Source organism: Pedobacter sp., assembly GCF_046462515.1.
Classification (GTDB): Bacteria; Bacteroidota; Bacteroidia; order Sphingobacteriales; family Sphingobacteriaceae; genus Pedobacter.
Map to the genome: position 1 here is coordinate 236,325 of NZ_JBKGVD010000004.1, position 12,488 is coordinate 248,812.

Annotated in this window: 12 protein-coding genes; 8 read left to right on the forward strand and 4 right to left on the reverse strand. The window is 35.2% G+C overall.

Going from position 1 to position 12,488, the window contains the following annotated elements:
• The first annotated feature begins 18 nt into the window (after window positions 1-18).
• The 3 genes from ACLHG9_RS04540 to ACLHG9_RS04550 are packed head-to-tail and all read left to right on the forward strand — an operon-like array spanning window position 19 to window position 3,791.
• Window positions 19-2,421 carry an outer membrane beta-barrel protein gene (locus ACLHG9_RS04540; RefSeq protein WP_410220336.1) on the forward strand — a complete coding sequence of 801 codons (2,403 nt, stop codon included), beginning with the start codon at window positions 19-21 and terminating at the stop codon, window positions 2,419-2,421.
• 54 nt (window positions 2,422-2,475) lie between these two features.
• On the forward strand, window positions 2,476-3,030 hold the full coding sequence (locus ACLHG9_RS04545; RefSeq protein ID WP_410220337.1) for an NUDIX domain-containing protein: 555 nt from the start codon (window positions 2,476-2,478) through the stop codon (window positions 3,028-3,030).
• An 11-nt stretch (window positions 3,031-3,041) separates the two neighbouring features.
• On the forward strand, window positions 3,042-3,791 hold the full coding sequence (locus tag ACLHG9_RS04550) for a lysophospholipid acyltransferase family protein (protein WP_410220338.1): 750 nt from the start codon (window positions 3,042-3,044) through the stop codon (window positions 3,789-3,791).
• An 18-nt stretch (window positions 3,792-3,809) separates the two neighbouring features.
• Here ACLHG9_RS04550 and ACLHG9_RS04555 read toward each other — a convergent pair whose 3' ends face one another.
• Both ACLHG9_RS04555 and ACLHG9_RS04560 read right to left on the reverse strand, forming a co-directional pair.
• A complete protein-coding gene (locus ACLHG9_RS04555) occupies window positions 3,810-4,574 on the reverse strand; it encodes a LytR/AlgR family response regulator transcription factor (protein ID WP_410220339.1) in 765 nt (254 codons plus the stop codon).
• Window positions 4,571-5,605, reverse strand: coding sequence for a sensor histidine kinase (locus tag ACLHG9_RS04560; RefSeq protein WP_410220340.1), 1,035 nt, complete (start codon window positions 5,603-5,605; stop codon window positions 4,571-4,573). Before ACLHG9_RS04560 ends, ACLHG9_RS04555 begins: the two co-directional genes overlap by 4 nt.
• Window positions 5,606-5,847: 242 nt before the next feature.
• Between ACLHG9_RS04560 and ACLHG9_RS04565 the strand changes: the two genes are divergently transcribed.
• From ACLHG9_RS04565 to ACLHG9_RS04575, 3 genes are read left to right on the forward strand one after another with little or no spacing between them, the layout of a single operon-like run.
• Window positions 5,848-6,024: a hypothetical protein gene (locus ACLHG9_RS04565; RefSeq protein ID WP_410220341.1), complete on the forward strand. Its 177-nt coding sequence runs from the start codon at window positions 5,848-5,850 to the stop codon at window positions 6,022-6,024.
• A complete protein-coding gene (locus ACLHG9_RS04570) occupies window positions 6,024-6,932 on the forward strand; it encodes an ATP-binding cassette domain-containing protein (RefSeq protein ID WP_410220342.1) in 909 nt (302 codons plus the stop codon). The genes ACLHG9_RS04565 and ACLHG9_RS04570 overlap by 1 nt, the downstream gene beginning before the upstream one ends.
• Window positions 6,933-6,938: 6 nt before the next feature.
• Window positions 6,939-7,733 (forward strand): ABC transporter permease, encoded by a 795-nt coding sequence (locus ACLHG9_RS04575; RefSeq protein ID WP_410220343.1) that lies wholly within the window; start codon window positions 6,939-6,941, stop codon window positions 7,731-7,733.
• 25 nt (window positions 7,734-7,758) lie between these two features.
• Here ACLHG9_RS04575 and ACLHG9_RS04580 read toward each other — a convergent pair whose 3' ends face one another.
• Window positions 7,759-9,120: a M20/M25/M40 family metallo-hydrolase gene (locus ACLHG9_RS04580; RefSeq protein ID WP_410220344.1), complete on the reverse strand. Its 1,362-nt coding sequence runs from the start codon at window positions 9,118-9,120 to the stop codon at window positions 7,759-7,761.
• Between the two features lie 152 nt (window positions 9,121-9,272).
• On the opposite strand from ACLHG9_RS04580, the gene ACLHG9_RS04585 reads away from it, so the two are divergent.
• Window positions 9,273-10,847 (forward strand): M28 family metallopeptidase, encoded by a 1,575-nt coding sequence (locus ACLHG9_RS04585; protein WP_410220345.1) that lies wholly within the window; start codon window positions 9,273-9,275, stop codon window positions 10,845-10,847.
• A gap of 67 nt (window positions 10,848-10,914) precedes the next feature.
• Here ACLHG9_RS04585 and ACLHG9_RS04590 read toward each other — a convergent pair whose 3' ends face one another.
• A complete protein-coding gene (locus tag ACLHG9_RS04590; protein ID WP_410220346.1) occupies window positions 10,915-11,355 on the reverse strand; it encodes a response regulator transcription factor in 441 nt (146 codons plus the stop codon).
• Between the two features lie 252 nt (window positions 11,356-11,607).
• Here ACLHG9_RS04590 and ACLHG9_RS04595 point away from each other — a divergent pair, with 252 nt between their 5' ends.
• Window positions 11,608-12,096, forward strand: a complete 489-nt coding sequence (locus ACLHG9_RS04595) for a hypothetical protein (RefSeq protein ID WP_410220347.1) — start codon at window positions 11,608-11,610, stop codon at window positions 12,094-12,096.
• Window positions 12,097-12,488 lie beyond the last annotated feature (392 nt).

The following is a 12,488-nucleotide window of genomic DNA, read 5'->3' on the forward strand; positions in this document are numbered from 1 at the left end:
AATTATATATTAGGTGTAATGAAAAGAATTATCTGCTGCTGCATTTTTATACTTACATTACACCTATATTCTTTTGCACAGAACACCAATAATGGCATTATAAGAGGCAAAGTAGTTGAACAGGAGGGCGGGCTTCCCATTCCCTTTGCTGTAGTGGCTATTTCAGAAAATAATGCTGAGCAGCCGCTATTTACTTTTCAGACCGATGAAAACGGTCTTTTTAAATTTACCAATCTTAAACCAGGAACCTATAAATTGAAGGTAAGTTATGTAAGCTACACTCCTTTAATCATTAATGAAATTGCCATTATAGCAGCTAATCCTGATAAGAATTTGGGATTGTTGAAATTAGCTTCCGGTCAGAATAACTTAAACGAAGTAGTGATTACACAAGATAAGCCTGTTATAGAAATAGGAGCAGATGTGATTACTTATAACGTAGGTTCAAGTATACTTGCCGAGGGTAGCACAGCCACAGACTTGTTAAAAGAAGTACCCATGGTTCAGGTAGATATAGACGGTAATGCAACCATAGCGGGTAAACGAAGTACCAGAGTTTTTATAGATGGCAAGCCCTCTGATTATATGACTTCCAATATAGCCGATCTTTTAAATGTGCTGCCTTCTGATGCTATAGAAAAGATTGAAGTGATGACTAATCCGCCAGCTAAATATTCTGCTGATGGCGAAGGGATCATTAACATTGTAATGAAAAAAGGCTTTAAAGTGGGTTTTAATGGCAACATTGGTATTTCTGCAGGTTTACAGGGCAACACCAATGTCAATGCCAATGCATCATACAAAGGGCAAAACTACAATCTTTCATTAGGAGGTGCTTACCGTAAAAATGTAGGCAAAAGTAATAGTGAGAGCTATCGCACTAATTTTTTTCCCGATACAACCTTTTATTACAACCAGTTTAATCAGGCCAATTCAAAAAGCGATGGTGGAAACTTCAGAACATCTTTAGACTGGGATATTACCAAACAGCAGAACTTAAGGGTTACCGCAAGCTTTAATCTTAATAATGGCGATAACGAATCGGGAAATGATTTTTACTATATCAGTGAAGAAAATATTACCAAGCGTTTGCGCAACCAGATAAACACTGGCAATACCAATAGCAATAACTTTGTATTCAATACAGATTATAACTTTAAATTAGATACTGTTGGCAGTAAATTAAGCGCAGGTATTACAGTAGGTACAAACAGCAACAATTCTTTACGGAGTTTTCATCGGTCTTATGCCTTTCCTGCTAACTTAAATCCTACTTTACAGCAAAATAATAACGAAATAGGCAATCGCAATATTAATTTCAATCTCGATTATGACAAACCTGTATTTAACAAGAGAGATCGCTTAGAATTTGGTATAGCTTATAACTATCGTAAAAATGATAATAACCAGCTTGTAGAAGATTACAATTTTAAGACACAACAGTATAATACTAACATAAAGCTAAGTAATCAGTTCTTTTATAACGAAAATATACTAGCCGCTTATGGTTCATACAACTACCGTAAAAACGGGTGGTCTGCAAAGGCTGCCCTACGCTCAGAATATACCAATGTTAACTTCGATCTGTCAACCGGACAAACTTACAATGTAGATCCTTATTTTAGTTTTTTCCCTTCTTTATCATTAAACAGATACTTTAGAAAACGTTACAATATTGGTTTAAGTTATAGTGTACGTATTAACCGACCTCGTGAAAATACCTTAAACCCACAGATCAACAACGCAGACACATTGAATATTTCTTACGGAAATCCTCATCTTAATCCTTCATTTACCCATCAGGTAGATATTACCTTTGGTGTATTTGGTAAAAACTGGTCTTTTACACCCCGTTTATCTTATTCAATAGCTAAAGGTGTAATAGAACGTTACCGTTTTGTAAAATCTAACGGAGTTTCAGAAAGTACTTTTGATAATGTGGGATCAAACAATAATATGTCTTTAATGTTGATCGGTAATTACAGGCCCACAAAAACCCTCTCTGCTAATGGTAGTTTTGGACTGTTCAGAAGCAAGTATCAATCAGACATTAACAACAGCCTGAACAAAGAAGGGATCAGCATCAGATCAAGAATAGGGTTTTCTGCACAATTACCTTATAAAACAGCTTTTGAAGCAAGCTTAAGCTATAACAATAGCGTAAACGCCCAGGGACGTAACAAAGGTTCTGTAAATACAAGTTTCGGGTTACGTAAATCTTTCTTAAGAAATAATCTGATTGCTCGTATCAGTGCCAATGATCCTTTCAGAGCTGGTCATACAAGTACTTACAGCGAAGGTCTCAATTTTTATTCTCAAAGTTACGGAGTGAGCAATAGTAACAATGTTACCTTTTCTTTAACATGGCGTTTTACCAGAATAAAAACCAATAAGGTTGATATACCTCCTCCTAAAAGATAAGCATTCAAAAGCTAATATTATGTAGCTGTAAAAGCTTTTATGTATCTTGCGGCCATGAGCAATAATAACCCTTGGCAAACATTGGGCAGTAAAAACATATACCAAAACAATTGGATTAGCCTTACCGAATATGAGGTTATAAACCCCGCTGGTAATGAAGGTATTTATGGCGTTGTTCACTTTAAAAATATTGCAATTGGTATTTTACCTTTAGATAAAGATTACAACACCTGGCTGGTAGGTCAGTACAGATTCCCTCTAAATGCATATAGCTGGGAAATCCCCGAAGGCGGAGGTCCTTTAGATACTGACCCAATAGAAAGTGCCAAAAGAGAATTATTGGAAGAAACTGGACTGCATGCCCAGCAGTTTACAGAAATACAACGTATGCATTTATCAAATTCTGTAAGCAACGAAAGTGCTATTATCTACATTGCACAAAATCTTACCCAGGGCATAGCAGAGCCCGAAGAAACGGAAGACCTGCAAGTTAAAAAAATTCCTTTTGAGCAAGCTTACCAAATGGTACTCAACAATGAAATAACCGATAGTATGAGCGTGGCTGCTATCTTAAAAACCCGCTTATTGATGCAGCAAGGTTTAATTTAATCTGACAAATTATGAATAAGATACTAGGCTTTATTTTAACTCCTGTTTTTTACCTGTTATTTGGACTTTTTTTAGGCGTATTTCACCCTGTACAATGGATGTGCTATAAAATATTTGGCTATAAAGCGCACAAAAAATCTGTTGACTATTTAAATTTCTGTCTTACTTATTGTAATCTATTCTTGCTAAATAGTATCAGCTTCAAGAATGAACAGAATTTACCTGTAAACCAGCCTATCATCTTTGTGGCTAATCACCAGAGCATGTATGATATACCTGCGCTAATCTGGTTTTTACGCAAGTTTCAACCTAAGTTTATTTCTAAAATAGAGCTAACAAAAGGAATTCCATCTATTTCATTTAACCTTAAATATGGAGGCGGGGCCAATATTGACCGTAAAGACAGTAAGCAGGCCATCGGAGAAATCATTAAATTGGGCCGCCGCTTAAAAGAAAACAACTGGAGTACGGTTATTTTTGCCGAAGGAACACGTGCGAGAGATGGAAAAATAAAACCTTTTCAGGTAGGTGGTATCGCTACGCTTTTAAAAACTACGCCCAATGCTTTAATTGTGCCCGTTGCTATTGAAAATTCTTGGAAAATTGTACAATATGGTTCTTACCCTTTAAATACATTGCTTAATTTGAAGTGGACGGTGTTACCTCCTGTTGAGCGTGAAGGAAAAACCACAGATGAAATTGTTTTAGAGACAGAAAATGCAATAAGAGAACAATTAAATCAGCCCTGCCGCAGTTGTTAATATTAGCAGAGCTGAATCTTAAATATTTTTACCGTCAATATGTTTAAAGAACTCATCTCTGTAAGTATCCCCTATCGGGATAATTTTTGATGCAATACAGATTCGGCTGCGCTCAATACTTTCAATCTTATCTAAGGCAATAATATAAGACTTATGCACACGCATAAAATTGCTCTTGGGCAAAGTTTCTTCCATCTTTTTCATGCTTTGCAAAGTAATTATACGCTCGCTTTTTGTAAAAATAGAGATATAATCTTTTAACCCTTCTATATATAGTATGTCTTCTAATTCTATTTTCTGGATTTTATGTTCGGTTTTAACAAAAATATAATCCTGAACCGCATTGGCAGAAGGTGTATTTACCTGGCCTACTATCGGAGCAATCTGTTGTTCTATAGGTTTTGAACCCCCATTGTTCTCTAGTTTTTCCCGCAGGTTACGCACCTTTTCTACTGCTTTATAAAAACGATCAAAAGCAATCGGTTTTAATAAATAATCAGCCACATTTAAGTCGTAGCTTTCTAAGGCGTATTGCGAATAGGCTGTCGTTAGAATATAATCAGCTTTATTACCTGCGATCTTTAAAAACTGTATACCTGTAAGTTCAGGCATTTGAATATCTAAAAAAACCAGGTCTATACCACCTTCATTTACGACCTGTAATGCTTCAATAGCATTTTCAGTACGCTTTACCAGTTTTAAAAAAGGTACTTTAGAAATATAGTCCTCTAAAATATCGAGCGCCAAAGGCTCATCATCAACCGCAATGCATTTTAAAATCATAGATCAAGCATAAGTTCTGTTGTGTAATGTGTAGCCGTATTTACAATATTTAGCTTATACCTGTCAGGATATAACAATTGTAGCCTACGCTCTACGTTATTTAAGCCAACCCCTCCTATAGCGTCCTTATTGGCTTTGCTTTTTTTATTGGTTACGCTAAAATGAAGAATTTTTTGATTAGCAACAATATTTATTCTTATCGGGTCAGTATGGTCATTTGCTACCCCGTGTTTAAAGGCATTTTCAACAAAAGAAATCAGGATTAAAGGCACGATCTTTTGTCCGTCAATTTCGCCATGTATGGTAACTTCTACAGCTGCCCCGTCTTTAAAACGCAGTCTTTGCAGATCAACAAAGCTTTGTACATACTCCACTTCTTTATTTAAACTTACCCAGCTATCGTTACTTTCATAAATCATATACCTCATAATTTCTGAAAGTTTGAGAATTGCATCTGCTGTTTTATCAGATTTCTGGTAAGCCAGTGAGTAAATATTATTTAAAGAGTTGAAAAGAAAATGTGGGTTTAACTGAGATTTTAAAAACTGCAGCTCCATATCTTTTTTTTCTGTTTCTAGATTACGTCTGATACGCATATTAGAAAACCAGTCTGTAGCAAATTTGATGATACAGGAAGACACCAAGAAGAAACCTCCGCTAAATATGCAATTAATTACATAAGTAGTAATAGATAAAGTTTCGGTTTTGCCTTGTCTAGTATATTGCAGTATTTCTTCAGGGTTAAGTACTGCAACCACAGCTTTAATGAGAGTAACTATACCCAGCAACACCACAAAACAGATAAAATAAACCCAGTAGCGTTTGCGCTTGATAATTAGTTCCGGCATCAAATAGATATAATTGATGTAGAACATTGATATGTTCAATAATCCATATATACCTATACTGATCAGATAATCTTTAACCGAGTGATCTTTTGGTGAAGAAAATATAAGTACCGCAATAATAAGAGATATAATTCCCCAATAAATACAGTTCAATACAATCGATGCTTTGCTATTATCTGTCATGATATATAAGATTGAAGGCTTACTAAACTAATCTTTTAACATATATTTTCTCTCATGCTTTCGACCAACTGGCATTTTTCTTCTACCAAAAGCCTATACCATTCAATTACTTGTAAAAGTACCAATAATGGGCATTTATCTATAATATTTTACGCTTGGTCTAAAACATTTTTGCAACGTTTTTTTAATTATTCTCTTTGTTATGTAAAACAAAAACAATTTTTACCAAAGCAAATAAAGCCATGAAAAGATTATCAAACGTTTCGCCTTTTTTATTACTGTTATTTCCGGTAATTATGGTTATGCTTTTAGGCATCACCTTAAATTCTGCAAACGATAATCAGGATACTGATATAGTCGTAAAAACAAATACGCCCGCAAAAATAGTTGTTAAAATAGCTTCATCTCTTTTAAAATAATGAACAATTTTGCCATACAAACCGTTGACCTCAATTACAATTTTGGCAATCAGGTCATTATTAAAGACTTAAACTTAAATGTACCTAAAGGAAGTATTTATGGATTTTTAGGTCCAAATGGTGCAGGTAAAACTACCACTATAAAAATTTTGCTTAACCTGTTACGCACACCTAAGGATACGGTATTTATTTTTGGCAAAGACATCAATACCCACCGTATAGAGTGCCTACAAAAAATGGGTTCTCTTGTAGAGCAACCGGCTATTTACGGACATTTAACCGGTAAAGAGAATTTACGAAACAGAGCGTTGCTTTTGGGTATTCACAAATCAAAATGTGATGAGCTCTTAAAACTTGTGGGGCTAAGTGATGCAGCAAATAAAAAAGCCGGAAAATACTCTTTAGGTATGAAACAACGCTTAGGCATTGCCTTGGCATTATTATCAGATCCGGATTTGCTGCTGTTAGATGAACCCACTAATGGATTAGATCCTAACGGAATTATTGAGATCAGAAATCTGATGATAGAACTGGCCGAAAAGCATCAGAAAACTATTCTAGTATCTAGCCATTTACTTGCAGAGATTGAGAAAACAGCCACCCATATTGGTATCATCAATAAAGGAGCGTTACTTTTTCAGGGAGAAGTGAGTGAGCTAAGGAAACTTAATAAAGCCGCTCTTAAAATAGAGACCAATGATAATGATCTTTCTGCCCAGTTTTTAGCACAAAAAGGTATTGAGATCTTACGTAGAGATGCCAGCAGCATTTATCTTAATTACCAAGACAAAACAAATATTGCTCAAATTAATGCCTTACTTGTTACCAACGGCATAGATGTTTATGGAATAGGAACAGAGAATAAAGATCTAGAGAATTTATTTTTAGATATCACCTCAAAAAATTAACCCTTTATGAAGCAGTTTTACATCGCACTTCTTTCTGAGTTTTATAAATCACGCAAGACTTTAGCTTTTTGGGCCGCCATTATACTTCCCGTCTTAATTTGTGGTTCTATTACATTAGGTTTTTATTTTAATGCCGAAAAAATCTTAAAATTTAACTATCCAGGCATGATATTATGGGCTCAGTTTAGCGGTGCTTCATTGAACATTATGGGTTTGCTGATCTTACCTTTTTATGTAATCTTTATGGCTTTCTCTATTAATAACATTGAGCATAAGAATGATACCTGGAAAACCCTGTTTTCTCAACCTTTAAACAAATTTTCGATTTATGCAGCCAAATATGCTTATGCGGTTCTGCTAATTTTTATTTGCTTGCTCCTGTTCTTTGGGATCACTTATTTATCGGGTTATTTATTACAGGCTTTGGTACCTAAATACACCTTTAAAGATTACAACCCAGATACTATTCTTTTTAAGTATTACACCCGGCTTTTCTTTTCATCATTAGGTATATTGTCTATCCAGTTTATTTTAAGCTTGATCTGGTCAGATTTTTTAAAGCCAATGGGCATTGGTTTTGTAGGTACCATTATGGGTATAATTACAGCTAACGTACAATGGAAATACGCACAATATGTTGCATATGCCATACCTACAATTACATTGCGTTCAACAAAACCCAAAGGCAGCAACCCTGAAGATTTCCAGATATTCAGTAGTGATATTTACATCAGTATAGCTTATGGTGTATTGCTATTTATTATCGGTTATTTCATCTTAACCAAAAAGAATATAAAATAATTTCTATGTACCTAAATCTGCAGAATTACTTGTTTGCAGGTTTAGGTATAATAATAAGGCTCTCGTGCCCCCCATTATCTACGCTTTGAACACCAAACAGATAATTATCTTTAGAATAACCTAGTAAGGCTTCATTATCCTTCACAAATATTTTTCTTTCCCAAACAGGGCTTGTGGTTTCTCTCATTAACACATAATATCCAAAAGGCTCTTTCCCTTTAGGTTTATCCCATTTTAAATGGGTTTTGTTGGTTAAACCACCTGTTATGATTTTCACATTTTCAGGCTCCTGTACAGACAAGGCCAGATTTGCCATTGCAGATAAGTTTAAACGTGTAACTTTCTGCAAATAAATATAATCCAAAAATTCAGGTAGATCTCCGTATTGCTTTCCGTTTTCAACCCTCACATTCTGGTGTTGTTTATCAAAATCCTCATTCATTTCAGTAATCCTTACAGCAGTAAAGCCTTGTGCAGAAAAAGGAGTATGATCTCCTCCACGCAAAAACCTATCTCTTCTGTAAATCAGTTTTACGTCTAACTGATCTACATAACGTTCGGCTATTTCTTTAATATATCTGGCCGCTTGTCTTGCTGTACCATCATTATCATAACCAGTAGAATATCTCAATGCAGCCTGTTCTTTGGTCTCTGCCGGTGATACACCCTCACTAAAGATCCTTACACTCCTGTTATCCCTTATATTGGTTTCAGAGCCGTAAGAATTACCTACAATATCGTTGTTCAACAGAAGATGAACTTTCCACCCTTCATCTTTTGCTTTTTTGGCCAAATGTGTAGCACCATATAATCCTTGTTCTTCGCCTACAAAAGCAATAAAAACCAAGGTTGCATTAAACTGGTATTTACTCAAAACACGGCAGCTTTCTAAAACCGCTGCCACTCCTGATGCATCGTCATTTGCACCGGGAGCAAAGTCTTTAGTATTCATTACATCGGTAACTCTCGAGTCATAATGGCCCGAAATCATGATCAGACGCTTATCCGTTGTATCCGTCCCCGGTAAAACAGCTATTACATTTTTTAGTACCGTTTCCTGATTCACACGTCTTCCATCTGCGGGCTGTAAGAAACTGTCAAAATTAACCTTTAATCTTCCTCCGCTATTTTTAGCATATCGCTCAAACTCGGTTTTGATCCAATTTCGGGCAGCCCCTATACCTGTTGTTTTGTTCAAAGTATCGCTCAGTGTATGACGGGTATTGAAAGACACCAGCTTTCTCACTAAACCCTCCAGATTCTGGTTAGACACTTCCTCAACCATTTGTACGATCTTAGTATCTTTATTTTGAATAGTTTGTCCCTTTGCATTAAAAATAAAGGCAAAAAATGTAAGTAGTATGATTGATATTTTTATACTCTTCATAACATGGTTTTTCTTAAAGTTAAATGATACGTTATTTACTACATCATAAAAACTGTAAAATTCTGAATAGATAGTTAAAACAAGCATACATAAAATGTAAATTCACATTAAAATTAAATTAGCTGAATTAGCTAAAACCAAAAACTAATTATATGTTCAAAAAATTTACGACTACCACCACACTGGCTTTTGCTGCTTGTTTTGCTGCTTTGGCGCAAGAGCCTGTGAACAACGCTGCTGTTCAGAAGATCAGAACAGAAGGGTTAGAAAAATCAAAAGCAATGGAAATTGCTTATAAGATCACAGATGTTGCAGGTCCGCGCTTGTCTAATTCGCCGGGCTTAAAAAGAGCACAAGACTGGGCTGTAAAATATTTCAATGAAATTGGCCTAAAAAATGTGCATTTAGAGGCATGGGGAGATTTTGGTAAAGGATGGCAGGTTGACAAATATTATGCTGCTACCACTAAGCCTTTTTACCGTCCTATTATTGGTTACCCTAAAGCATGGACACCAGGTACAAATGGCCCTATCAAATCAGAAGTTATCTTAATCAAAGCTGATACGGTAACTGATCTAAACAAATATAAAGGTAAACTGGCTGGCAAAATTGTTATGATCGAGTCTGTTGCAATACAGCCTTTAAAAAATTCTTATACTCCTGATGTAGTACGTTACACAGACGAGAAATTAGCCGAAATGGCTGCTCAGCAACCAGCTACCGAAGGGCAGGGAAACCGTCCTCAGAGATCAGGAAATAACCAAATGGCCATGATGATGAGAATGCGTCAGAACAGAGCTGCCATCAATGAAATGTTACTGCAAGAAAATGTAGGTCTAATTTTAACTTACGCACGAGGTAGCTACGGTACATTTTTTACCAGCAACGGTGCATCGTATGCTTTAGATGCCAAACCTGTTTCTCCTGAACTTGAAATCTCTGCTGAGGATTACTTACATGTTTTAAGATTATTACGTGGTGGAGAAAAAGTGGAAATAGAAGCTGATGTAAAAACTTCTTTCTATAATGAAGATCCTAAAGGTTATAACGTAGTTGGTGAAATTCCAGGTACAGACCCTAAATTGAAAAGTGAGATCGTAATGATAGGTGGCCACTTTGATTCGTGGCATGCAGGTACTGGCGCCACTGATAATGCTGCCGGTTCTACTGTAATGATTGAAGCTATGCGTATTTTAAAAGCAATTGATTTTAAACCTAAGCGTACTATCAGAATTGCGTTATGGAGCTCTGAGGAACAAGGCTTATTTGGTTCAAGAGGATATGTTAAACAACACTTTGCAGATCCCGCAACTATGACTGTAAAACCTGAGCATGAAAAACTAAGCGCTTACTATAATTTAGATAACGGAACAGGTACTATTAGAGGAATATATTTACAAGGGAATGCTGCTGTTAAGGATATTTTTCAATCTTGGTTAAATCCGTTTGAAGACTTGGGTGCAAAAACCATAACAATTGGCAATACTGGTGGTACAGATCACTTAGCTTTTGATGCAGTTGGATTACCTGGTTTCCAGTTTATTCAGGATCCTATGGATTACAACACCCGTACCCACCACTCAAACCAAGATACTTATGACCGTTTAGTTGAGGATGATCTTAAAAAATCGGCAACAATTGTAGCATCTTTTGTTTATCATACATCAGAAAGAGCACAGAAAATACCTCGTAAGGAAATGCCTAAACCGGCGCCTGCAAGACAATAAAAGCGAAGAGGCTGGTAAGTAAATACCAGCCTCTTTTTTTGCACAACCAACTAATGTTTAACACAGGTTAAGAGAAAAAAATCTTATAATGCATAATTTCTGCCAACGAATTATACTTTAATTTCTGTCTCAGGTTCTTTCTATGGGTAAAAATAGTGTGATAAGATAAAAATAACTGATCGGCAATTTTACGAGAGCTATATCCCTGTAGTAAATATGAGAGCACTAATTTTTCCATTTTTGTTAAGGTATTGAATTTACTCGTGCACCTTTTCAGTTCAATATTTTCATTGACAATATCTTTGAAGCGTTTAATGTAAAAGGTCAGTTCTTCTATTTCAACTTCCAGGCTAATAGTGGCTTTTTGCTTATCTGCAATGTAAACATTCAACTCGGGTTCGTTACAACCGGTTTCTAGTTTATATGCCGACCAGCTAACATTTAACGGGCTGCTGCTCTTTAGTACTTTTGTACTTTCTTCCACAGATAGATGAATATTTTTATACATATACTTTTAGTTAGAAATACATACAGCTTTAACCAATAAGTAGCCTATAATTTTAATATAAACCTTATTATCCTTTTAGCTTAACAAAGCTATCACTTAAAAGAATGAACGTTTTTCAACAAAACACCTTAAGCAAAAAGGTATTTTTACGGTATTGCATACAGCAATTAAACCCTTGTATGCATTATATCCTTTAGGCACTTTTAGCAAATCTTTATATATATTTAAAACCACTAATTATTACTTAAAACAATGAAGAGATTAACCGCCGACGGAATACCATTTGACGAGGCCAAAATGATGGTAAACAATTTCCTTACTAAACAGGAAAGAAATGTTAAAGGCAATTATGCCAATACAATAGCTGTTTGGTTTAGTTTAGAACAACTCAATGAAATGGTAGCCAGATTAAATGAAGAACATAGAACAAGCGCTGCCATAAGTCCAGGTAAAGAAACAGATGGAGTACGTATTTATTTTGCCAATTATGGTGAAAATCCTCCGGCTGAATGCCCTGAATACGCCAATAGAAATACTGTAGTATTTGTATCAACACGTAAAGACATTGATATACCTGAAAAGCATATCGATTATTTTTCTGAAGATAAATTGTTTAACAATGATGATGTTATAAAAATGTCACCTCAAAACAGAGGAACTTTATGCCCTCCTAATAAAGATTGTGATTGCGATAGTGAAATTTACACTGAAGAAAATAAGCCCCTTTGCCATATTGAATGATTTCTGCATTAAATATTCTTTTTGAATTTATATGTTTTGTTACAGCATTATACTTTTTAAAAGGCAATAATGAAAAATTTGCCCTTTATACAAAGTTATATTTAGGTCTGGTATGCATTACGGAAACTTCTGGTTTTTTATGGACAATGTATACAAGAAAATCCAATATCTGGATTTTTAACATATATATCTTATTTGAGGTTCTGTATATAAGTTTTGGATTATACCATTTTATAAAACCATTTAAAAAGAATGCCAGGCCACTGTATATCATCACTTATCTTGTTTTTATAGCTATATATCTATATGACGTATTTACTCGTGGTGTTTTTAAATTCCACACCACTCCAATCATGGTAGCATCCGTAATAATTGTGTTTCTATGTTTATAC

Excerpts from the sequence above, each read along its gene's own strand:
- ACLHG9_RS04575 (WP_410220343.1), top strand. The coding sequence starts at position 6,939 with ATGAAGCAGTTTTACATCGCACTTCTTTCTGAGTTTTATAAATCACGC.
- ACLHG9_RS04595 (WP_410220347.1), top strand. The coding sequence starts at position 11,608 with ATGAAGAGATTAACCGCCGACGGAATACCATTTGACGAGGCCAAAATG.
- ACLHG9_RS04555 (WP_410220339.1), bottom strand. The coding sequence starts at position 4,574 with ATGATTTTAAAATGCATTGCGGTTGATGATGAGCCTTTGGCGCTCGAT.
- ACLHG9_RS04590 (WP_410220346.1), bottom strand. The coding sequence starts at position 11,355 with ATGTATAAAAATATTCATCTATCTGTGGAAGAAAGTACAAAAGTACTA.
- ACLHG9_RS04550 (WP_410220338.1), top strand. The coding sequence starts at position 3,042 with ATGAATAAGATACTAGGCTTTATTTTAACTCCTGTTTTTTACCTGTTA.
- ACLHG9_RS04565 (WP_410220341.1), top strand. The coding sequence starts at position 5,848 with ATGAAAAGATTATCAAACGTTTCGCCTTTTTTATTACTGTTATTTCCG.
- ACLHG9_RS04570 (WP_410220342.1), top strand. The coding sequence starts at position 6,024 with ATGAACAATTTTGCCATACAAACCGTTGACCTCAATTACAATTTTGGC.
- ACLHG9_RS04580 (WP_410220344.1), bottom strand. The coding sequence starts at position 9,120 with ATGAAGAGTATAAAAATATCAATCATACTACTTACATTTTTTGCCTTT.
- ACLHG9_RS04540 (WP_410220336.1), top strand. The coding sequence starts at position 19 with ATGAAAAGAATTATCTGCTGCTGCATTTTTATACTTACATTACACCTA.
- ACLHG9_RS04545 (WP_410220337.1), top strand. The coding sequence starts at position 2,476 with ATGAGCAATAATAACCCTTGGCAAACATTGGGCAGTAAAAACATATAC.
- ACLHG9_RS04560 (WP_410220340.1), bottom strand. The coding sequence starts at position 5,605 with ATGACAGATAATAGCAAAGCATCGATTGTATTGAACTGTATTTATTGG.
- ACLHG9_RS04585 (WP_410220345.1), top strand. The coding sequence starts at position 9,273 with ATGTTCAAAAAATTTACGACTACCACCACACTGGCTTTTGCTGCTTGT.